Annotated in this window: 20 protein-coding genes, 1 tRNA gene and 1 other RNA gene; 7 read left to right on the top strand and 15 right to left on the bottom strand. The window is 48.1% G+C overall.

Translation table 11 applies throughout. From position 1 onward, the window contains the following. Positions 1 to 19 precede the first annotated feature (19 nt). A complete protein-coding gene (locus LRP54_RS02675; RefSeq protein WP_231234857.1) occupies positions 20 to 1,027 on the bottom strand; it encodes a TerC family protein in 1,008 nt (335 codons plus the stop codon). Positions 1,028 to 1,327: 300 nt separating this feature from the next. Between LRP54_RS02675 and LRP54_RS02670 the strand changes: the two genes are divergently transcribed. After that, the gene (locus LRP54_RS02670) at positions 1,328 to 2,218 is read left to right on the top strand and encodes a hypothetical protein (protein WP_231234856.1); all 891 of its coding nucleotides are present in this window, start codon (positions 1,328 to 1,330) and stop codon (positions 2,216 to 2,218) included. Here LRP54_RS02670 and LRP54_RS02665 read toward each other — a convergent pair. The 5 genes from LRP54_RS02665 to rnpB form a co-directional block, all read right to left on the bottom strand. After that, positions 2,175 to 2,957: a CDP-alcohol phosphatidyltransferase family protein gene (locus tag LRP54_RS02665; protein WP_231204910.1), complete on the bottom strand. Its 783-nt coding sequence runs from the start codon at positions 2,955 to 2,957 to the stop codon at positions 2,175 to 2,177. The two genes, LRP54_RS02670 and LRP54_RS02665, sit on opposite strands and share 44 nt — an antisense overlap. Before the next feature lie 125 nt (positions 2,958 to 3,082). Beyond that, the gene (gene uvrB, locus LRP54_RS02660) at positions 3,083 to 5,176 is read right to left on the bottom strand and encodes an excinuclease ABC subunit UvrB (RefSeq protein ID WP_231234855.1); all 2,094 of its coding nucleotides are present in this window, start codon (positions 5,174 to 5,176) and stop codon (positions 3,083 to 3,085) included. 171 nt (positions 5,177 to 5,347) lie between these two features. Further along, entirely contained in the window at positions 5,348 to 5,680 is a 333-nt protein-coding gene (locus LRP54_RS02655) for a FluC/FEX family fluoride channel (protein WP_231234854.1), read from the bottom strand. Continuing rightward, on the bottom strand, positions 5,677 to 6,036 hold the full coding sequence (locus LRP54_RS02650) for a CrcB family protein (protein WP_231234853.1): 360 nt from the start codon (positions 6,034 to 6,036) through the stop codon (positions 5,677 to 5,679). The genes LRP54_RS02655 and LRP54_RS02650 overlap by 4 nt, the downstream gene beginning before the upstream one ends. Positions 6,037 to 6,047: 11 nt before the next feature. Then, positions 6,048 to 6,413: RNase P RNA component class A (rnpB, locus tag LRP54_RS02645), an RNA gene on the bottom strand. Between the two features lie 146 nt (positions 6,414 to 6,559). Between rnpB and LRP54_RS02640 the strand changes: the two genes are divergently transcribed. Beyond that, positions 6,560 to 7,363, top strand: coding sequence for a YaaA family protein (locus LRP54_RS02640; protein ID WP_231234852.1), 804 nt, complete (start codon positions 6,560 to 6,562; stop codon positions 7,361 to 7,363). Positions 7,364 to 7,378: 15 nt separating this feature from the next. Here LRP54_RS02640 and LRP54_RS02635 read toward each other — a convergent pair whose 3' ends face one another. Both LRP54_RS02635 and LRP54_RS02630 read right to left on the bottom strand, forming a co-directional pair. Then, complete coding sequence (locus tag LRP54_RS02635) at positions 7,379 to 8,110, bottom strand: zinc ribbon domain-containing protein (protein WP_231204900.1); 732 nt, start codon at positions 8,108 to 8,110, stop codon at positions 7,379 to 7,381. After that, complete coding sequence (locus tag LRP54_RS02630) at positions 8,107 to 8,955, bottom strand: Nif3-like dinuclear metal center hexameric protein (protein ID WP_231234851.1); 849 nt, start codon at positions 8,953 to 8,955, stop codon at positions 8,107 to 8,109. Before LRP54_RS02630 ends, LRP54_RS02635 begins: the two co-directional genes overlap by 4 nt. A gap of 128 nt (positions 8,956 to 9,083) precedes the next feature. Here LRP54_RS02630 and lipB point away from each other — a divergent pair, with 128 nt between their 5' ends. From lipB to LRP54_RS02610, 4 genes are all read left to right on the top strand, one after another. Further along, positions 9,084 to 9,791 (top strand): lipoyl(octanoyl) transferase LipB, encoded by a 708-nt coding sequence (gene lipB / locus LRP54_RS02625; protein ID WP_231234850.1) that lies wholly within the window; start codon positions 9,084 to 9,086, stop codon positions 9,789 to 9,791. After that, on the top strand, positions 9,791 to 10,951 hold the full coding sequence (gene lipA, locus LRP54_RS02620; protein WP_231234849.1) for a lipoyl synthase: 1,161 nt from the start codon (positions 9,791 to 9,793) through the stop codon (positions 10,949 to 10,951). Before lipB ends, lipA begins: the two co-directional genes overlap by 1 nt. Before the next feature lie 53 nt (positions 10,952 to 11,004). Beyond that, on the top strand, positions 11,005 to 12,498 hold the full coding sequence (locus LRP54_RS02615) for a class I adenylate-forming enzyme family protein (RefSeq protein WP_231234848.1): 1,494 nt from the start codon (positions 11,005 to 11,007) through the stop codon (positions 12,496 to 12,498). 312 nt (positions 12,499 to 12,810) lie between these two features. After that, positions 12,811 to 14,202 carry an NAD(P)/FAD-dependent oxidoreductase gene (locus LRP54_RS02610; RefSeq protein WP_231234847.1) on the top strand — a complete coding sequence of 464 codons (1,392 nt, stop codon included), beginning with the start codon at positions 12,811 to 12,813 and terminating at the stop codon, positions 14,200 to 14,202. Positions 14,203 to 14,391: 189 nt separating this feature from the next. Here LRP54_RS02610 and LRP54_RS02605 read toward each other — a convergent pair. Both LRP54_RS02605 and LRP54_RS02600 read right to left on the bottom strand, forming a co-directional pair. Continuing rightward, a tRNA-Val gene (locus tag LRP54_RS02605) sits at positions 14,392 to 14,468 on the bottom strand. A 293-nt stretch (positions 14,469 to 14,761) separates the two neighbouring features. Then, positions 14,762 to 15,160 carry a DUF3052 domain-containing protein gene (locus LRP54_RS02600; RefSeq protein WP_231204888.1) on the bottom strand — a complete coding sequence of 133 codons (399 nt, stop codon included), beginning with the start codon at positions 15,158 to 15,160 and terminating at the stop codon, positions 14,762 to 14,764. A gap of 254 nt (positions 15,161 to 15,414) precedes the next feature. Here LRP54_RS02600 and aceE point away from each other — a divergent pair, with 254 nt between their 5' ends. Next, positions 15,415 to 18,147, top strand: a complete 2,733-nt coding sequence (aceE, locus tag LRP54_RS02595; RefSeq protein ID WP_231234846.1) for a pyruvate dehydrogenase (acetyl-transferring), homodimeric type — start codon at positions 15,415 to 15,417, stop codon at positions 18,145 to 18,147. Positions 18,148 to 18,327: 180 nt separating this feature from the next. Here aceE and LRP54_RS02590 read toward each other — a convergent pair whose 3' ends face one another. From LRP54_RS02590 to def, 5 genes are all read right to left on the bottom strand, one after another. Then, positions 18,328 to 18,936, bottom strand: a complete 609-nt coding sequence (locus LRP54_RS02590; protein ID WP_231234845.1) for a thymidine kinase — start codon at positions 18,934 to 18,936, stop codon at positions 18,328 to 18,330. A 254-nt stretch (positions 18,937 to 19,190) separates the two neighbouring features. Further along, the gene (gene aspA / locus LRP54_RS02585) at positions 19,191 to 20,627 is read right to left on the bottom strand and encodes an aspartate ammonia-lyase (protein WP_231234844.1); all 1,437 of its coding nucleotides are present in this window, start codon (positions 20,625 to 20,627) and stop codon (positions 19,191 to 19,193) included. 136 nt (positions 20,628 to 20,763) lie between these two features. Beyond that, complete coding sequence (locus LRP54_RS02580; RefSeq protein WP_231234843.1) at positions 20,764 to 21,168, bottom strand: acyl carrier protein; 405 nt, start codon at positions 21,166 to 21,168, stop codon at positions 20,764 to 20,766. A gap of 36 nt (positions 21,169 to 21,204) precedes the next feature. Then, positions 21,205 to 21,705: a DUF3145 domain-containing protein gene (locus LRP54_RS02575; protein WP_231234882.1), complete on the bottom strand. Its 501-nt coding sequence runs from the start codon at positions 21,703 to 21,705 to the stop codon at positions 21,205 to 21,207. A gap of 258 nt (positions 21,706 to 21,963) precedes the next feature. Continuing rightward, positions 21,964 to 22,455, bottom strand: coding sequence for a peptide deformylase (gene def / locus LRP54_RS02570; protein WP_231204877.1), 492 nt, complete (start codon positions 22,453 to 22,455; stop codon positions 21,964 to 21,966). Positions 22,456 to 22,460 lie beyond the last annotated feature (5 nt).

Here is a 22,460-nt window from a genome sequence, read left to right as displayed (position 1 = left end):
ACGGTTTCGCTGTTTTTATTTATTCTTTTTCCTCTGAGGAGTCTATATGCTCGGCACTTCGACGCACTTTCCACATGGAAGCAGCAATTGTGATAGCTATGGCGGTAAGGATAAAGGTCAAAGAAAAAGCGATTCCAAATTCGGGAACGAAATGGATTCCCTGACCGTTATTAATGAAAGGCAGGGTGTTTTCATGCAAAGCATGGAAGATGAGCTTAATACCGATAAATCCAAGGATCGCAGCAAGCCCATAATTCAGGTACACCAGACGTTCCAATAAACCGCCAATGAGGAAGTAGAGTTGCCGCAGTCCTAATAAAGCAAAAGCGTTTGCCGCAAAGACAAGATAAGGTTCCTTCGTTAAACCAAAGATCGCAGGAATTGAATCAAATGCGAACATGATGTCAGCCGACCCCAAAGCGAAAACAACAAGCAGCATGGGAGTAAGGTATGTTTTCCCGCCATGACGGTAAAGGAATCGTTGCCCCATAAAGCCATCTGTTACAGGGAATACGCGGCGGACTGTCCGGACAAAACGATTTTCATGGTATTCCTCGTCATCTGTTGAGGATGGGGTTTCACCGAGTTGGCTCCATGCAGTCCATAAAAGCCACGCGCCGAAAATAAAGAAAACCCAAGAGAAACGTTCAACCAGTGCTGCGCCTAATAAAATGAAAAGAAGGCGGAAAACAAGGGCTAAAACAATTCCCGATAGTAATGCTTTTTGCTGGTATTCCCGTGGTACACGGAAAGAAGCCATGATGATGATAAAAACAAAAAGATTATCTAGCGACAGTGATTTTTCAGTTAAAAATCCGGCAATATATTCACCGGCATACTGTGGCCCGTACACAAAGAAAATAACGAAAGTGAATGATAAGCCTAAAAGGGTGTACCCCAGTGACCACCATGCAGCTTCACGCAAAGTTGGAGCATGCGGAGTGCGTATATGACCAAAAATATCAACTGCTACAAGGACAACGATAACGGCAGCAAGAGCGCACCATCCAAGAAAATGAACATCCATTGAAAAATGGGACCTCTCATGTACGGGGAGTTAAACGAGGTCTGTTCCCACCTTTTATTTAAAGGCGATGACACCGGGTAAAACCCTAGGCAAGGGCTTACTACCGTACTGACGGCACCATACTTGTTGGGATTACTCCCCTCGGTGATAGATACTAGCGATAAAATGAACAGAGTGCCTTATCAAAAAAGGTGGTTATAACCACGTATACCCTTTGTGATTGAAAATGCAGGTGTATGAGGGACAACTCGGGGCATTCCCTGAGCAGCTTATGTGGATTCAGCCGATAGACTAGCGTTTATGGCTTCATTAATAACTTCGCCCTCTGCCATATGGATGGCAGTAAAGGATGCTTTCTTTGGCTCCCCTACTGCTCCCCTACGTTTGCAGGCGATGACGAGGCCGTTAATTCCCTCGGCGGTATGTCGTGCAGCAGGAGTCAATCGTTTAGCTGAACTTGGTAGACGTGAGGTTAAAGAAATTAACGTGAGCGACCTTTATGATGAGGATGCTTTTGTTCATCGCTTGCGTGAAGCCATTGAAGGTCATGAATTATTATGGGTTTTCTCTGAAGCCTCCTGTGAACGTATAAGTGACTTGCTTGAACGTTATCCAGCACTTATTACGCCGCTGAATGAGGAAAAAACTTCTTGGGGAATCAACGTATATAAGATGATTTCCTTCTATCTTTCAAAGAATTCTCAGGCAATTCGTAGGCTTAGCGGTGTAGATGTGAGTTCTACTCCCGTAAGATTGCGGTTGTTGCTGCACGAACATCACGTGCCTGTACGTCGTTCTTCTTTGCCTATGCGCATTGTGCGTGATCCTCGTACCTGGGTATATGCGGCAATCTTTATTTATTCGTGTTTACGCGCACTTCCAGTGATTTTTGTTCCACAATTTCATGGCAGCATACTTGTTTTATGGCTGATTGACGTAGTAACAGCTATCCCGTACACATGGGGTGTTCTGGCAATGGTGACAAGTAAACGCATCCGCCAGCGTCTGGCGGGAACCCTTATTGCGATTATTACGTTCCTTGCGCCCTACTTCTATTTTTGGACACATGGCAGCGATTATCCCCTGACAGTCACCATTACAGTGACTGTCATGATTGTGGGGAGTTTTTCTGTTGAAGCCTTACGTTTTAGGCAGGAACGTCGTCTCGAACGTCTTTACGGTAGTGAATAAATTCGCGAGTACTACGCCATGCGCTAATAAGCATCAGCCAGATACCACCAACCCACCACAGAATATGCACAAGTGTCGGCCGTTGCGGGTAGGTACTTATCAAATAAATCGTTCCTCCTACCCATAAAACCGCGGCTACGATATTAACCGGCATAAGAGTTCCCACACGGAATGGGTGAACGAAAGTAATTGGCATAAGCGTCAGTATTGCCAAAACCACGCAGAAAATAATGTTGATAACCGGGCCGGTGTGCATAATCCACATGATGATTGCTACAACATTCCATGCTGCGGGGAATCCCATGAAATAGAAGTCATGCGTCTTCATTGCTGTGTTGCAGTAACAGAACATGGATGATGTGCAAATCAAGACGAAAATAAGCATTGCTGCCCACGGTGGCCCCAGGGGGATATGCAGGTACATGAAGGCAGCGGGAATAAATGTCCATGTCAGGTAATCAACGATCAGGTCGAGTGCTTTACCATCAAAATGAGGTGCCCAACGAGTAACATCGGCTCGCCGCGCGAGTGTCCCATCAATGCCATCGACTATCAGTGCCACTGCCAGCCACATCCACATTAAAGATGGGCTTTCATGAACCAGTGCAAGCATAGCGAGCCCCGCCCACATGACACCGGTCATCGTAAAAGCATGAACACCCCAGGCTGCGCATTTACGAGCAAAACACTGACCTTTTGATAATTCAGTGTAATCCTTATGCTTTTTACCCTCAGTCACGCGTGTTCTCCTCTATCGCAGTTGAGGTAGTCAAAACATATCAATCATAGGGTACAGATTACGTATTTGATAGAGGCACGCATATAGGAGGCTACGGTCAGACATAATCTTCACCGGGAATGCGATTAATCGAATTCTTTCATCTGACGTAGTTCTTTCTTAAGTTCAGCAACTTCATCGCGTAAACGAGCTGCCAATTCAAATTCCAAATGTGTTGCTGCTGTGCGCATCTGTTCAGAAAGTTCTTCAATGAGGTCTATGAGATCACCTTGAGCACGTTGCGAAAGCTGTGATCGACGATCTGTTGCATCAGTATGCTTATTGGCGGCTTGAGAACGCGTTTTCTTTTCCTGACGATACCCAGCTTTTATCAGTGTTTCTGTATCTATTTGCTCACGTGCCAGCATATCTGTGACATCAGCGATTTTCTTACGGAGTGGCTGTGGATCGATCCCGTGTTCCGCATTAAAAGCGATTTGGAGTTCACGGCGACGTTGCGTTTCGTTAATTGCTGCCCGCATAGAATCGGTCACTGTATCAGCGTACATATGCACTTCCCCTGATACATTTCGCGCGGCACGACCAATTGTTTGAATCAAGGAACGCGTTGAACGAAGGAAGCCTTCTTTGTCCGCATCCAAAATAGATACTAGGGAAACCTCAGGAAGATCTAATCCTTCACGCAGCAGGTTAATGCCAACTAAAACATCGAAACTGCCTTGACGAAGTTCACGGAGTAGTTCTACTCGACGCAAAGTATCAATATCTGAATGTAAGTATTCAACACGGACACCACGCTCAGCCAGATATGTTGTCAGGTCCTCGGCCATACGTTTCGTGAGTGTTGTGACGAGGACTCGTTCGCTTGCTTCGGTTCGCAAACGGATTTGTTCAAGTAAATCATCCACTTGCCCTTGCGTTGGTTTGACGACAATCAAGGGATCCACTAGGCCTGTGGGGCGAATAATTTGTTCAACAACACCATCAGAACGATCCAGTTCATAGGATCCTGGGGTTGCTGACAGGTACACGGTTTGTCCGATTCTTTCAATGAATTCATCCCAACGTAAAGGACGATTATCCATCGCAGAAGGTAAACGGAATCCGTGTTCTACGAGAACACGTTTACGTGAAGCATCTCCTTCAAACATTGCACCAATTTGAGGGACGGTGACATGCGATTCATCAATAATGAGGAGGAAATCTTCAGGAAAATAATCCAATAATGTGTGAGGGGCACTCCCCGCATCACGACCGTCAATGTGGCGTGAATAGTTTTCCACTCCAGCACAACTACCTATTTCACGTAGCATTTCGAGATCGAATGTTGTACGCATACGCAATCGCTGCGCTTCAAGGAGTTTTCCTTGCGACTCAAACCACGTCAGGCGTTCATCCAATTCTTCTTCGATAGAAGCGATTGCCCTTTTCATTCGTTCTTCACCGGCCACGTAGTGTGAGGAAGGAAAAAGATACACGTGATCGACATTTTGTATGACATCGCCAGTCAGTGGATGCAGTAAAGCTAAGGATTCGATTTCGTCACCAAAGAATTCAATACGAACAGCGAGTTCTTCATATACAGGAATGATTTCCACCGTGTCACCACGTACACGGAACGTACCGCGTGTAAAAGACATGTCATTTCGGACGTACTGCATGGACACAAATTCACGTAAAAGCGCGTCCCGATCAATGAGAGTTCCGCGTTCAATTTCCACCATGCGTGCTACGTATTCTTCAGGTGTACCTAAACCGTAAATGCACGAAACAGAGGACACAACCACCGTATCATGTCGAGTCAATAATGAGTTTGTAGCACTGTGACGCAAGCGTTCGACTTCGTCGTTGATCGAGGAATCTTTTTCGATGTACGTATCAGTTTGCGGCACGTAGGCTTCTGGCTGGTAATAGTCGTAATACGACACAAAATATTCCACTGCATTTTTCGGCAGTAATTCACGAAATTCTGCTGCCATTTGCGCTGCAAGTGTTTTATTTGGTTCCATGATGAGGGCAGGCCGTTGGAGTTCTTCAATCAGCCAAGCAGTTGTCGCTGATTTTCCTGTGCCGGTTGCTCCCAGGAGTACCACATCAGTTTCCCCGTCACGTATCCGTGCAGCAAGCTCACGGATAGCTCGGGGCTGATCTCCTGAAGGTGAATATTCTGAAACCACGCGAAAAGGGTGTTCGCTGCGAAGAATACGTTTGTTCGTCACCTCTCCAACGGTAGTATCTGATCACAGTGTCAGCATGAAGAAATCACCTGCATACGCCTTGTTAAACAAAAATGAGAGCTATCCCCTACTTCCACTCATTTGTCCCCTATCAACATATCCACTGTGCCCTTTCCCGTATCTTGTGTTGTTTTTGTTTGTCTATCCATTTTTTTAGCAGGAAAGACCAATATGCATCATGAGTATTCCGCCCAGGAGCGTACATAGGAAGTAGAACACTACTGATCTGTACTTCCCTAGGCGAATAAGCTCTCCTATTTCTTTTGCCAGAGTGGACCATGTTGATAGTGCTCCTGCAATACCAGTAATCGCAAAAGCCAGGATTTCCTGTGATAATTCAGGGGCGTGGGCGCTCATAACACCGCAAAAGAAACATGCTGTCAGGTTTGCGATAAGTGTTCCCACATATGGTCCGCAATGTGCCGTAAGTGCTCGGAGTATACCGCCAATAAATCCTCCTGCACATACACAGAGTATGAGTATCATTGCTGTTTTTTCTGTAGGAGCCGATGGATTTTATCTCCTGCCCACCATGCGGCAAAGCAACTGCACGTTGTGATACAGATATACAGGAATCCACTGTAATAGTTCATGTGAGCATAGGTGAGAAATATAAAAGTCGAGAAACTGGTGAATCCTCCCAAGAATCCCGTGGTGAATATCGGGTGAACACTTTGAAGAATCCCCATAAGGAAACATCCCATTACATTGATACACAACAATGAGAACGGGGCATCCACATACCAGTAGGTTGCAATAGCGTAGCGACAACACGCGCCAAGAGCAGCTCCGTAACCGATAAGTAAAGTATGACGCACACGCACAGTGTAGCGCGGGAACATTTACACTAGATGGGATGAGGTGGTCTATACGCCGGGTTCTGTTCCGCGTTACCGTTACCGGTAACACGGTGGCGACCATCTATCTAGGACTGGTGTTACCACCAGCCTCAAGCAACCTACCCGCAGATATTGGACGAGCCGCCCGTATCATCTGCTGCTTGGTCTTGCTCCAAGTGGGGTTTACCTAGCCGACACGGTCACCCGTTTCGCTGGTGGGCTCTTACCCCACCGTTTCACCCTTACCACAAGAACTGCGGCGGTTTATTTTCTGTGGCACTATCCCGCGAGTTACCTCGGGTGGCTGTTAGCCACCACTGTGCTCTGTGGAGCCCGGACGTTCCTCGGCACTGACGTGACGCGGCCGCCCAACCACCTCATCCATACGTAATACTAACGTGCAGACAAGCACATCGGAAATGGGCTTTCTTTTCTTTCCGTTAAGAGCACATGTTTTTCACCTATACGGGGACCACAAAGTGACGCCTTTTTTCATCCGTCACATGAATCTATTACGCTGGCGAGCGTGTTTATATGGCTTCCCCCATCAGAAGGCAAGTATGTTCCCGAAAACGGGCCAGCACTTGATATGCAGCTTTTACACGCACCTGTTTTAACATCGGCACGACACCATATCCTTCACCTGTACCAGCAGAATATGCAAGACTCTGCCAGATCTATTGGCTTTCCTTCTGCGGACATCATGAATATCCCCTGCGCCCGCGCATGCGAGGTGTACAACGGCGTGCTGTATCAGGCTGCCAGTTTCGCTTCCTTTGACACCGATACGCAAGCTCGTGCAGATCGCGTTATACGTATTGTGAGCGGCTTATATGGGGTTGTGAGTCCGAACAATATGATCGCCCCCTACAAACTGCCTATTCAGTCACGTATCGGTTCTTCACCTGTTCTCTCAACATATTGGAAACCTTTTTTAGATGAGGCATTATCGCAAGAAGCTGCTGAGTCCATTATTGTGGATTGCCGGTCAGGACCATATCGGAAAGCTTGCCCTGCACCGTGGGCACATACTGTAGAAGTCACTGTTGTCCGTGAATCAGGTACACAGCGTTCAATAGTTTCACATGAGGCAAAACGGTGGCGAGGCCTACTAACTGGCGCTTTAATAAAGCATCCACATTGCGATGAGGTATGCGACGTTGTTGACCTCGTTGATTGGATACGTGATCTCCTGCCCTCTATTCATGCCACTGATGCGCGCGGCCGCGAGTATTACGCACAAAGCCTTGAAGTAGGGCCGACTCGCACATATTCTGCGGGTGGTTCACATCGCATCGCTACCCTTGTCATATGTGAACGCATGAATTAAGACTGCAGTTCGCGCCTATTCTTGTGTCCGAATAACAATTTGTCCGGTGTCTTCCGTCCAATACATGTGGTCGGCTGGGGTACGTCGGATAGTGTCTAATTCTGCAGGTGATATATCAGCGCCTGCTCCTTGCACAACTCCGTCACGCACTTCAATCACCGCAAAAGCCCCGTGACGTGTACGGGCACGCTCATATTCAGCCAGCACAGTTTCGCCCAGCTTTTCTGCCACTTCACGCCTACGTGCAATCACCGCACGCAATTCAGTATCACTGGTAGCTACATCTTCAAGGAAACGTGCTTTGACGTCTTCAATATCAGCGGTGATAGCAGCGATACGTTCTTTTATTTGTTCAATGGTGTTACGGGTTTCTTCTAAACGTTCTTCTGCGTTGAGCTGCTGGTTTTCTAAATCTGACAGGCGTTGGACCATCTGGGCAATTTCATGCTGCATCGGGTTAATATCCCGTAAAGGCACGTGGCCTTGTTCGATGCGTTCTTCTTGACGGTCACGGCGTTCACGTACCTTGCGGATTTCGTTTTCGCATCGTTCAACCTCGCGAGTAATGTCTGCAATCACCGCATTTTGACCGATAAGGGCACGCTGAAGATCTTCAACTCGACCTGCAAATTCACGGACCGTAGCATGTGCAGGATGCGCATTACGAGCATGTCGCAAAGCGGACTCTTTTTGATCTAATGCTTGTAAATCAAGAAGTACAAGCTGATCAGCATGCGCAACAATCACTGCAGTCCCCCTAGGGTAGGTTGATGACGAATCCATGGTTCAGTACACATCGTAGAGACTTCTACGCTCAAAGACACATTCTCAGCAGCTGCTTCAGCTTGTATACGGTTGGCAAGTACAGGTAGCCACGGCCATTCTGTTGCCCAGTGGCTTGCGCAAAACAAAGCCGGCGTTCCTTTTTCACAATGCTCAGAAGCAGGATGATGTCGCAGGTCAGCGGTTAAATACACATCTGCCTTCGCTTGGCGAGCCGCGTCAAGAAATTGGTCCCCGGCTCCACCGCTTACAGCAACGGTCCGCACCGGAGCATCTATGTCACCGCCAACAAAAAGACCATGCGTCCCAGCAGGTAAGACTCTCGCAACATGATCTGCAAAGGCAGTAACTGTCGTTGTTTCCACACAACCAATTCGACCGGTGCCTATTTCGTGTTTTTCTGTGTCATATCCTTCAGAAATCAACGGACGCATATCGCGTAAGCCCAAACGTTCACCTAAAGCATCTGCCACGCCTTTATGTGCAATATCTGCATTTGTGTGGGCGGTATATAAAGCAATATTTGCGCGTATAAGTGAGGCGACCATACGACCTTTCGGATCGTTTTCAGGAAGGAAAGATGTGCCTCGTAAATACAACGGATGATGTGTGAGGAGCATGTCATATGCACCTGATATAGCTTCGTTAACTGTTGCCTTTACGGGGTCCACTGCCAATAGGATACGTTTCACAGGTTGTTGCGGGTTTCCAAGGACAAGACCCACACGATCCCATGTGTGTGCGGTGCGGGATGGATACCATCGTTCCATCATTGCGATTACGTCACTGACAGTCCACAACTTACTCATATGTGTGAGTGTATTCGCTGATAACTCAGGCACTGTATTTTGTCTCGTCACAACATATATTTCACATATCGTATTCTCAGATGTGCCTGTCCCCCTCTGCCTTTCACATGAGGGTAGGATTATCTTTCGTGCGCATCATCGATTTGCTGCCTCACGGCTTGGTTGATTACATAGAAGTAGACCATCTTCAACGCGCCTACCATACCGAAGTGCTCGCTGGCGGCGAAGATACCCTTATCATCAGTCAATTCACGCCAACGTGGACCGCAGGACGACATACTCGACCTGAAGATATACCGGATACCACTGTGCCTGTTGTCCATGTTGATCGGGCAGGTTCAGCCACATGGCATGGTCCAGGACAGGTTGTGATTTACCCTATTGTTCGGCTACGTGAACCTGTTGATACACTCAAATGGATTAGAAGCGTAGAAGCAGGAGTGTTGCACGCTCTTGCAGGCCAGTGGAAACTGCCTGTTGAACGTATCGAAGGGCGGGCAGGAGTGTGGTTACGCGAGCAGGGGCGGCGTGACCGTAAAATATGCGCAATCGGGTTGAAAGTCGCGCGAGGGGTTACGCTCCACGGTATTGCCCTGAATGTGAATATTGATATGGCACATGCTTTCCGCGGCATTATTCCATGTGGTCTTGTCGATGCTGATGTTGCTTCCTTACATATGGAGGGGGTCCACACGGATATGGAAACTGTCGCTCAAGTTTTGATCCATCATCTTGTTGAATCTATTGCTGATTGCCTTGCTTCTCCCTCCGATCACATGCGGTATATCCGCGATTTACATGATTTGCCGACAACTCTTACTTCTGGAGCTCACTGATGAGTACTTTGCCGCAGCCTGAAGGTCGCAAGCTTCTGCGTATTGAAGAACGTAACGCGCAAACACCTATTGAAGATAAACCTGATTGGATTCGTTCGCGTGCTCGTTCTGGTGCGAATTACATGGATATGCGTTCCCTTGCGTCGCAGAAAACTTTACATACTGTGTGCGCAGAAGCGAATTGTCCAAATATTCATGAATGTTGGGAAGACCGTGAGGCCACATTTTTACTTGGAGGCCGTATATGTACACGCAGATGCGATTTCTGTAATATAGCAACAGGTCGTCCCACGGAATATGATACTGATGAGCCGCGTCGCGTCGCAGAGTCAGTACGTGACCTCAACTTGCGTTATGCGACTATTACCGGTGTTACACGTGATGATTTACCTGATGGCGCAGCATGGTTATACGCCCAAACGTGCCGTTTAATCCACGAGCTCAGTCCTCATACCGGTGTTGAGTTACTCGTTGATGATTTTCGCGGCCATCATGAGGGTGTCGAAGAAGTAGTAGCAGCAGACCCTCAAGTTTTTGCACATAATCTCGAAACTGTCCCTCGGATTTTTAAGAAAATTCGTCCAGCTTTTCGTTATGAGCGCTCATTAGATATGATCCGTTACGCGCATGATCTAGGGGCACTCACTAAATCAAATCTCATCCTCGGCATGGGGGAAACACGTGATGAAGTGATTGCGACGATGAAAGATTTACGTGACTGCGGATGTGATTTGCTTACGCTTACCCAGTATTTGCGTCCTTCTGCAATGCATCATCCGGTGGAACGATGGGTGCATCCAGAAGAATTTCTTGAATTATCTGTTGAAGCAGAACAGATGGGATTTGCCGGTGTCATGTCGGGGCCCTTGGTGCGTTCATCGTATCGTGCTGGCTCTTTATGGGTTAAAGGTATGCGCGCTCTGCAACGACCAATACCTGAACACCTCAGTCATTTATCAGAGTCAGGTTCAACTGTCCAAGAAGCCAGCACAGTTTTACAGGATTTACGTCGCCGGCGTGCTGCGCGACAGGCTGTTCGTCAAGCTCGTATGGATTCTTCAACGTTTCTGACAGATAATTCCGCAGAGCATGCAAATATGGAACTTTCTTCTGCTCTTGAACATACGGAACCTCTCACCGTACAGGGACATTGCAGGTAATGGTCAGCATATTTATGTGAGCCATTCTCGTTTTATACAGAAAGATTCCATGTATGCCGCTTATGCCTGATTACGCTCCCGCACGGCCTTTATTTCACGCGGCGCTTCAACACCCTCACCGTATTTCTTTGATTGAGGCTTACAGTGGACGAACGTGGACTGTGAGCCAAGCCTGGGAAAGTGTGTGCCGTATGAGCGCGGTTTTTCTGTCACATGGAGTAAAGGCAAGCGATCGCGTCGCTATTGTTGCGGTAAATAATCCTCGGCATTTCATTGCTCATGTGGCGCTTTCTTTACTTGGAGCTGTCACTGTTCCTTTGTCACCGCGTTTACCTGACGCTCAACTGGAGGTCTTATTTACTGATTGTCGTCCACACTTAGTTATTACTGATGGCCAGTCACAATCGCGCGCGTGTTTTTCTGCTTGGCCAACTGTGACATGGGATGAACTCGATCAGGCACTTTCAGGTGTGCAACCGTGGGCGGGAACTATTACCCCTCGGGATCATGAAATCGCTGCCATTGTCTATACCTCAGGCAGTACAGGATTACCTCGTCCAATTTCTTTAACACATGCGCATCTGTGGTGGGCTTCAGTAAATTTCCGTGATGGTTTTGAATATTCACCCGGCATCAATGTGGTGGGGGTTTGTGCGCCTCTGTCACATATTGGCGGTTTTAATGGGACGAGTATGGATGTCTTTACTCATGGTGGCACCGTCGTTGTTTTTGATAGTTTCAACCCGGTTTTTATTTTGCGCGCCATTGAACGCTATGAGATTTCGATGATGTTTGCCGTCCCTGCGATGTGTCACGCTTTCTTGTCTGCCCGAGAGGAGGCCGCAGCGGATATTTCTTCGTGGACCCGTCCTTTGATTGGTGGTGAGCGTATGTCCACTCATTTAGCAAAGCGCTTACACGAGTGGGGTCTGCGTCCTATTCATGTGTGGGGTATGACTGAAACCGGTGGGGCTGGTCTAATGTGTTCTCCTGATGCTCAGTCAGCGCATCCTGGTGCGATTGGCCGCCCTTTCCCTTATGTTGAAGAACGAGTAGTCGATGATGAGGGTTCCCCTATACATTCTCCGCATGTATTAGGCCATTTGCATGTGCGTGGGCCGGGTGTGGTTACTTCGCGCGCAGATGGATGGTTGGATACAGGCGATATGGTTCACTACGATGAGGGAGGTTTCATTCATTTTGTTTCGCGTCTGTCGCGTTTAATTAATACTGGTGGGGAACTCGTTGCTCCGGGAGTTGTTGAGGATGCTGTGCGGACTTTAGATTCTGTGGCAGATGTCCTGGTTTTAGGTATTCCCAATGAGCGTTGGGGGCAAGTTGTTGCTGCTCTCGTGGTACCTGATCCTGCGTACGCGTCGAATATGCAGGGTCTTCCCTCACTTCAACAGATTCAACAGTTCACACGCGACTTTTTGGCTCCGTGGCAGCAACCTCGTCTTATTCGTTGGGTGGATTCTTTGCCGACGACTTCAACAGGGAAACCTGATCCTCATGCTGCCCGCGCGTATTTTGATAGCGCTCAGTAAAACCTCAAGGGATCTGGCCTGCTGCCTTGCACTGTGATGCAGGGGGAAGCGCGATTCCTCATGCATGTCACGCATTGTGTTGAGTATCAACACAAAGAGCATATGCACCCTTCTGTTGATTGTTAGGTGTACGACACATGGTGGTTTGAGTGAAAGTACCCACGCTCAAGGGTAGCTAGTGGTAGCGAATATCCGTATTTTTGTGTCCTTGAGCCACTGGGAAAATAAAGGATTAGATGATTCACATTCTCTGTTCTATGAAGATAGCCCTTATTTTAGTAACATACCTGTGTCGTAATTACAGGAGAGAGTATGAGTACCCATCGTATCGTTATTATTGGTTCAGGCTTTGCCGGCTTAATGGCAGCACGCAGGCTGCGCACAGCCAATGCCCATATCACCATTCTCGCTCGCACAAGCCATCACTTATTCCAACCATTACTATACCAAGTAGCTACTGGGATTCTATCTGAGGGCGATATCGCACCAACTACACGCGAAGTCTTACGCCGCCAGAAAAATGTGCATATCAAACAAGCTCTGGTCGAAGACATCGACACCGATAATCAAATTGTTCACTGGCGTAACCATAATCGCGCCGACCAAACCCCATATGACACGTTGATTGTTGCCGCCGGAGCAGGCCAGTCCTACTTTGGAAATGAGCATTTTGCTGTTTTTGCTCCTGGAATGAAAACTATTGATGATGCACTCGAACTACGTGCTCGTATTTTCGGTGCTTTTGAAAGTGCAGAAATCGAATCTGACCCAGAAATCATTAAAAAACTCCTCACTTTCGTTGTCGTTGGTGCTGGTCCCACTGGTGTGGAAATGGCTGGGCAAATCCGTGAGCTTGCCTCGAAAACACTACGCGGAGAATTTCGTCATATTGACCCCACTTTGGCTCGCGTCATCCTCGTTGATGGAGCCTCCGGTCCCCTTCCTGTCTTTGGCGATAATTTGTCCGAAGTAACCCGGCAAGCCCTTGATCGCCTTGGCGTAGAAATGCGCATGAATTGTTTCGTCACCGACATAACAGCAGATAGCGTCACATTGAAAGACCGTGAAGGCAATACGGAAACAATCAACAGCATATGTAAAGTATGGGCAGCAGGTGTTCAGGCCTCTCCTTTGGGGCAGGTCCTCCATGAGCACACAGGTGTTGAGCTTGATCGTTCGGGACGTGTCATTGTTGAAAAAGACCTCACAATAAAAAATCATCCAGAAATTTTTGTTGTCGGCGACATGATGTCTGTCCCCGGTGTCCCTGGGGTTGCACAAGGCGCCATCCAGTCTGCACGTTTTGTGACAGATATTATTCAGGCTCGTCTACGTGGAATTTCACCAAAGAAAACCGTTTTTACCTACCGCGACAAAGGCTCAATGGCGACAATTGCTCGTTTCAAAGCTGTGGTACGAGTGGGGAAAATGAGCTTAAAAGGTTTTCCCGCATGGTTAGCATGGTGTTTCCTGCACTTGCTGTATATCGTTGGTTTCAAGGCGCAAGTAGGCACCCTCCTTCATTGGTTTATTAGTTTTGCCTCTGGTGCCCGCACGGAACGCACTGTGACAAATCAGCAAATGGTTGGCCGTTTAGCCTTAGAAAATCTGGGAACAGGTTCTTCTGGACGCCTTGTTGCAGGTGAGAAGATTATTCCTTCTCCCGCATCTGAATCTGCAGATACTGCGGCAAAGATGGATTAAGGTTTTCCGCATGTGTTAAGTGCAGAGCAGTGCGCCGTATAACGCGGTCTGGGTGACATACATATGTGTTGCCTAGGCCGCGTGACATTTTATTTCCACAGGGGCATAGCTCCGTTTGCAGTGTTTCGCGTACGTACCGTAAGCAGTCATTAGTGTCTGCACGGTTGATAAGTTATATACCAGAATGCATGGTGGGCCTGACCGGGTTCGAACCGATGACTTCTGCGGTGTAAACGCAGCGCTCTGACCAACTGAGCTACAGGCCCCAACGATGCCCTCAAGAAGGCACCGAACTATTGTAATGGAAAAATCCTGTGAATGGAATTCCAGCACTTTCCTTAGGTGCAATATGCCGAATAAATCACAATCTTTCACTAAGAATTGAAAGCGCTACAAGCTGAAGAAAAGAAGTCCCTATCAAAGAAGCTGCATGTACACAAAGCACAGCTTGCCCTGATCCCCTTCTATGAGCCTCGTATCATGTACACAAGACTATCTCAAAGATATACGGGCATTCGGAAGCACAATCTTATTACCGCCTATACCGCGTATCTTTGCCTCAGCGATTACGCGAACGAGCAGTTAAACGAATTCCAGCCCATTCAGGCCCCACCGACGCGGCTGACGTTGTATGCAGGCCAGCAACTTTCGCTGCTTCTTCCACATCAGCAACCGGAACAGCGCCAGGACGTCCTGGTTTAGGAATGAGTACCCAAATCAGACCGCCATCGTCGAGATTCGACATCGCATCTACCAGAAGATCAGCCAAATCTTCTTCTTCAGCATCATCTGAACGCCACCAGACAATTGCGCCATCAACGACGTCACCGTATTCATCGTCAACAAGCTTTTCGCCTGTGCTCTTTTCAACTGCTTCGCGCAATGTTTCGTCAGAGTCATCGTCAACATAAAATTCTTGAACGATTTGGCCAGTAGTGAAACCTAAACTTACGGTCACTTTAACCGACCACCTTCCGACGAATACGTCACATGTATTCTTGCAGATACCACATGGATATCGTAAAACACATTCGCCCCCTCTTTGCCTCATTGCCCACAATATTGACCAGAGTGTTACAAGAATGAGGTTTTTCTCATGGGCCAGAGGTCCTTCACAGGGTCGCAAATCTCGTCGTAAAAGGGGACAATAGACGTAGGTATTCACAAGGGAGTGTGAACTGCGCACTCCTTTTACTGAGGAATTGAGGAACCATGAGCTCAGCGAGCGATATGCACCCTGTAGTTAATGGCCTGCTCAGCCAGGTCCCTGACAATGATCCCGCTGAAACCGCCGAGTGGGTGGAATCTCTAGCTGGACTCATTGAAGAAAAAGGTGGCCCCCGCGCCCGCTACATCCTTATTCACATGCTGGATGAAGCACGGCGAGCAGGAGTCCAACTTCCACAGAATTACACCACTGCCTACGTCAATACAATCCCTGTTCAGGATGAACCCTATTTCCCTGGTGATGAGGCAATGGAACGCCAGTATCGTCGTTGGATTCGTTGGAATGCTGCGGTTCAAGTCACCCGAGCACAACGTCCTGGCGTAAAAGTAGGTGGACATATTTCCTCTTACGCTTCAGTGTCCACTCTGTACGAAGTTGGGTTAAACCATTTCTTCCGCGGAAAAGATCATCCTGGCGGTGGTGACCACGTATTCTTCCAAGGGCACGCCTCCCCTGGTCCGTATGCACGCGCATTCCTCGAAGGCCGCCTCACTGAGGAAGAAATGGACGGCTTCCGTCAGCAAGTATCAACACCTCATGGATTACCCTCATACCCGCACCCTCGTCAGCTTCCTGAATTCTGGGAATTCCCAACCGTTTCATTAGGTCTTGGTCCTGCTGCCGCGATCTACCAAGCATGGTTTGACCGTTACTTGCATTTGCGTGGATTAAAGGACACTTCACAGCAACGCACATGGGCTTTCATTGGCGACGGCGAAATGGATGAGCCTGAATCACGTGGCCTCCTGCAATTAGCAGCCCAGCAGGGATTAGATAACCTCACATTCGTTGTCAACTGTAATTTGCAGCGTTTAGACGGACCGGTACGCGGAAATGGCAAAATCATTCAAGAACTTGAAGCGTTCTTCAAAGGTGCCGGTTGGAATGTCATTAAAGTTGTATGGGGTCGCGGTTGGGATCAGCTCTTAGCCACTGATAAAGACGATGCCCTTGTTCACCTCATGAATGACACGCTTGATGGCGATTATCAGACTTTCAAAGCAAATGACGGTGCTTATATCCGCGAGCATTTCTTTGGACGCGATCCCCGAACGAAAGCAATGGTTGAAAACTGGACAGATGACCAGATTTGGGCTTTGCAACGTGGTGGCCATGACTACCGTAAGGTGTATGCAGCTTATAAATCAGCAGTCGAACACACTGGGCAACCTACAGTCATCCTCGCCCACACAATTAAGGGGTATGCACTCGGCTCTAACTTCGCAGGCCGTAACTCAACTCACCAAATGAAGAAACTCACCCTTGAGGATGCGAAACTGCTACGTGATCGTCTGCAAATTCCTATTACAGATGAACAACTCGAAGCAGATCCGTACAAACCGCCGTACTACATGCCACCAGCAGATCATCCAGCACTGCTCTACATGAAAGAACGACGTGAAAAACTTGGTGGTTGGGTTCCTGAACGTCGCACAGACCGTAATCCTCAACTCCCAGAGCTTCCGGCACGTCCTTTCGATTCTTTATCAAAGGGATCAGGTCAGCTCGAAGTTGCGACAACAATGGCTCTTGTCCGTTTGATGAAAGACCTCATTAAAGACAAGAATGTGGGACGCTACATCGTGCCGATTATTCCTGACGAGGCACGTACTTTCGGCTTGGATGCTATCTTCCCTTCAGCCAAGATTTTCAATACGCATGGGCAAAATTACACGGCCGTTGATGCTGACATGATGTTGTCCTATAAGGAATCTGAACAGGGACAAGTCCTACATACAGGCATTACGGAGGCCGGTTCTGCGGCAGCTTTCCAAGCTGTCGGCACGGCGTACACCACTCATAACCTACCGATGGTGCCGTTCTACATTTTCTATTCCATGTTTGGTTTCCAACGCACAGGTGACCAGTTCTGGGCTGCTGCTGACCAACTGGCACGCGGTTTCGTCATTGGTGCTACCGCAGGCAAAACCACCCTCACCGGTGAAGGGTTACAACACTTGGATGGGCACTCCCCAATCCTCGCCGCAACAAACCACGGTTTTGTCGCTTACGATCCGGCTTACGCCTACGAAATCAAACACATCATCTGGGATGGTTTACAACGCATGTACGGCCCCGAAGATGGCCGTAATCCTGATGTGCTGTACTACCTGACCGTGTACAACGAGCCTATTCATCAGCCTGCTGAACCAGAAAACCTAGACCGTGAAGGCCTGCTGAAAGGTATTTACAAAGTTGCAGACCATAACGGCACAGGGCTGAAAGTTCAGCTAATGGGTTCTGGTATTTCCTTGCCGTGGGTATGTGAAGCCAAGCGCATGCTCGCCGAAGAATGGGGTGTAGATGCGGCTGTATGGTCCGTGACTTCATGGACTGAACTTCGTCGTGACGCTTTGGAAGCCGATGAATATAACTTCCTGCATCCGCAAGAAGAAGCACGAGTCCCATTTATCACGACCCGTTTGGGCGGCGCAGAAGGTCCTTTCATCGCTTCCACTGACTACGATCGCATACTTCCCGATATTATCCGCCAGTGGGTGCCAGGCCGCTACCATGTACTCGGTGCTGACGGCTTCGGTTTATCTGATACACGTCGCGCAGCTCGTCGCCATTTCCACATTGATCCTGAATCAATTGTGTTACGCACCCTCCAAGCCCTCGTGGAAGAAGGTCGCCTTGATCGTTCAGTTTTGCAGCAGGCAATTGACCGATATGACCTGCTGAATATTCCAGCAACGGAACCTGAACACCACTGAAATTCATCCTCAGAGTGCCCTCGCGTATGTGCGGGGGCACTCTTTTTATACGCTTAACTCAGGTTTCTCGACAATTTCAGGTATGTTCCACGCAATCACGGTCATTATCCACTTACTTCCCCTGCATCCACGACCATAGAACAAGGGCCACAGGACAAGCCAGGCCCAGCACATTGATAGCTATGCCTTTTCTGCACGAAAAGGTAAAATTCCACCCGCTTTCAAATAGCATGAGGGGCACAAAGACTCATATGTTACTTCCACTCCATCAATAGCGACCTGTTCACCATCAAAAACAAAGTGACCATCAGCTTGGCGACCATTGAACATGGCTTTACGCCCACACCTACAGATAGTTTTTAGTTCTTCCAAAGAGTGCGCAATTTCAAGTAAACGACGAGCACCCGGAAAAGAAAGCGTCCGAAAATCGGTACGTATGCCATAAGCCAAAACAGGAATCCCCATTTGAACAGCAATAACCATTAAGTCATCAACTTGAGCAGGCGTTAAAAACTGCGCTTCATCAACTAAAACGCAGGCAATCGGTTTCTGAGCCTGCGACAGTGTCTCTGTGATAACACGCATAAGATCAGCCTCAGCGGGAACAAGGATATCCACGTTACGCGCCACACCTAAGCGTGAAACAATACTGCGTCCACCTTTTGTATCAACATCCGGTTTAACCAAAAGGACATTTTGGCCGCGTTCCTCATAATTATGAGCTGCTTGCAAAAGCGCTGTTGTTTTACCGGAGTTCATTGCCCCATAACGGAAGTATAGTTTCGCCACTGAAGGCTCCTTTCACACGGTAGAGATGGTATCTCACTGACTTCAGACAACGCAGCTTTTCTAGGCCCTCACACACAATCATGCAGCCGGATATATCTATACGACTGAGCCGCCTACATAAAACATTTCACCGCGCATCTGTTTATTCCTTATCAGACACGCGGTGAATTTCTATGAGAATTATCGTGTGGCTTTGACGAAGTGATTGACTTTTATCATTGCTGCACTATCAGTTGCCTATAATCGCCAGATTTTTATTCTTCGCTTTCGCTTTCTGGTGCCAGCACTCGGCCTCTAAAAGAAGGATGTGCCAAGTTTTCTGGAGATAAAATCTGATCAACTTCAGTTTCACTGAGCAATCCCATCTCAAGAATTACTTCACGTACTGTGCGTCCTTCTGCCGCAGCGCGGCGACCTACGATATCACCCATGTGGTGCCCGATCACATCGTTAAAGTAGGTGACCACACCAATCGAACCGGTCACATACCCCAAGCACACATCCGTATTCGCTGTTATGCCTTCGACGCAACGTGTGCGCAAAGTACGACATGCATTTACCAGTAAAGACAATGAGCTGAATAAAGACTGTGCAATCACAGGTTCCATCACATTCAGCTGTAGTTGCCCAGCTTCAGCAGCCATAGTGACAGTTTGATCATTCCCCATAACTTCAAAACACACTTGGTTCACAACTTCAGGAATCACGGGGTTCACTTTGGCGGGCATAATCGAGGAACCCGCAGCCATTTCAGGAAGGTTAATCTCATTCAGTCCAGCACGCGGTCCTGAAGCCAAGAGACGTAAATCATTACAGATCTTTGATAGTTTCACAGCTGTGCGTTTAATAGTTGCATGCATAGAGACATAGGCGCCTGTATCTGAGGTTGCTTCAATAAGGTGAGCAGCTCCTTTAACAGGCAATTGAGTAATAGAGCGCAGATGACGTACCGCTGATTTTTGGTAACCGGGAGGCGTGTTTACTCCCGTTCCAATTGCTGTTGCCCCAAGGTTGATTTCCAACAGCAGATCAGAATTATTTACTAGCCGATCATCTTCTTCACGTAAGGTAACAGCAAAAGCCATCATCTCTTGCCCTAAAGTCATAGGGACTGCATCTTGAAGCTGGGTACGTCCCATAGTGAGGACATCAGCGAATTCTTGGCCTTTCGCAGCAAATGCGTCAGCAAGTTCACTGAGGGCTTGTCGCAGATGCTTTACTTCACGATGGAGGGCAATACGAAATGCTGTGGGGTAGGCATCATTTGTTGATTGAGAGCGATTAACGTCATCGTTGGGATGAATCAGGGCGTATTCGCCTTTAGATTTCCCCATGAGTTCGAGGGCGAGGTTCGCAATTACTTCATTTGCGTTCATATTGACGCTTGTTCCTGCGCCACCTTGAAATTGGTCAACAGGAAATTGATCCATGCAACGTCCTTCATCAAGGATGGAATCACATGCGGCCACAATAGCGTCAGCAACAGCGGATTCCATAACGCGGAGCTCTTTATTTGCCAGTGCTGAAGCTTTTTTCACCTGTACGATTGCGCGAACCATCTCGGGGACTTCTGAGATGCTTCGTCCTGAAATTCTGTAATTCTCTATGGCACGGAGTGTATGGATCCCCCAGTATGCTTCTGCAGGAACTTCACGTGTACCTAAAAGGTCTTGTTCAATGCGCACGTCCATGTGCTGTCCTTCCATAGGAGTTATGCCTTAAGTCCTACATAAATATTAGAGGTTTACATGCCCGTGTGGAAGCGAATCCGAATAATTAATGCAAATTTTACGAATAAGGTAAAGAAAAGCGAGGAAAATATCAGGTTCATGACACATGCTCAGTTACAGCTTGAAGGAAATCCTCTACCGTGTGCCATTTATGTATTTCCAGATCAGTAAAAGATATTCGGCACTCATGTTCAATAGCCGAAATAACCGCATATAAACCAATCACATCAAGATCAAGGTCCCCACGTAAAGTGAGGTCTGCGCGCATATCCTGTGCTTCAATACCTGTTTCAGCCAGAAGCGCTGTCATTGCTATTTCTTGTGCTTGCTGGATAGGCGAAAGCAAAGCGGCGGTCTGTTCCGTTTCTGTTAAATCAGTGGGTGAAGAATCATCAGAATCATCAGAATTTTTCTTTGCTGCGGTGTCAGATGGAGGCGTATTTTCATCTGCTAAAGATTCGACGGCAAGTTGATACCCTATAAGTTCAGCAATTGTTCCCATAATCGGTGCAGCACTTTCTCATGGTGGGATGGCATTTTAGCCAACTTGGTTGAGCCATCTGACGGCAACACCGGCACCGGCATAGCGGAATGGCTCCAGTTCATCATCCCATGCTTGCCCTAATGCAAGGTCAAGACGTTCACGTAGTTCTTCATATGATGAGGAAGATTCTATTGCAGCGCGTACACGGTCTTCCGGTATCACGACATTTCCTACACTATCCACCTGTGAATGAAAAATCCCTAGCGAAGGCGTATGCGCCCAACGGCCTCCGTCAGTTGTTGCTGTGGGTTCTTCGGTCACTTCGTAGCGCACATGTTCCCAGCCGCGCAAAGCGGAAGCGAGACGAACACCTGATCCAACAGGTCCCACCCACGGATATTCTGTGCGCAGCATTGAAGGTGCAGCATCCTGCGGTGTCCATTGCAGGTGCAGCTCTTGCCCTAACGCCGTGCCAGCCGCCCATTCAATATGAGGGCACAAAGCCGCCGGTGTTGAATGCACAAAAAGTACACCGCGGGTGTAGATTCCTCTCATCATGACCTCCCAGTATGTTGAGGATCGTCTTCCCCTACGCCCTCGATCATCTGTTCTTTTGTCATGTATAAGCGCATAAATGCTCACAGTGTTACTTCATTATCGGTGTTTGCGACAAGAAAAGCCAAGGGACACGCGGAAAACACTACACGCGACCCTAATCAGCCTTACCTACCTCATTTTGCGCAACACGCACAAGCAACACGTGCGTATTAGACTCAACACGCTTTACAGCACTGGATGCGACACGCAGAAAACTCAGAAAGCTTTTTCTCGTATATCACGTAAAGCTTTCTTACGTGTTGCACGATCTAAACGATCAATATAAATCATGCCGTCAAGATGATCGGTTTCATGCTGCAAACAGCGAGCCATTAACTCCTCACCTTCAACAATGACAGGTTTGCCATCAAGGTCAATCCCCTCAACACGCGCATACCAGGCGCGCCGAGTCGGATACCACAGCTCCGGAACCGATAGGCACCCCTCGTCACCATCTTGGTACTCATCCTCAGATAAAGCCACCAATGTCGGATTCAGAACGTACCCGATTTCGCCGTCAATATTCCACGAGAAGGCCCGTAGCCCCACGCCAATCTGATTAGCTGCTAACCCTGCGCGTCCATCCAAGTCAACACCTTCAAGAAGGTCCTCAACCAACGCTTTGACACGCGCATCAATATCAGTAATAGGTTCACAGGGCGTCCGAAGAATAGGATCACCAATAATACGGATATCACGGATAGCCACGTAGG

Source organism: Schaalia sp. lx-100, from assembly GCF_021083625.1.
In the GTDB taxonomy this organism is placed as follows: Bacteria; Actinomycetota; Actinomycetes; order Actinomycetales; family Actinomycetaceae; genus Pauljensenia.
Note: the sequence above shows the minus strand (reverse complement) of the source record. Positions and strands in the feature narration are given on the sequence as shown.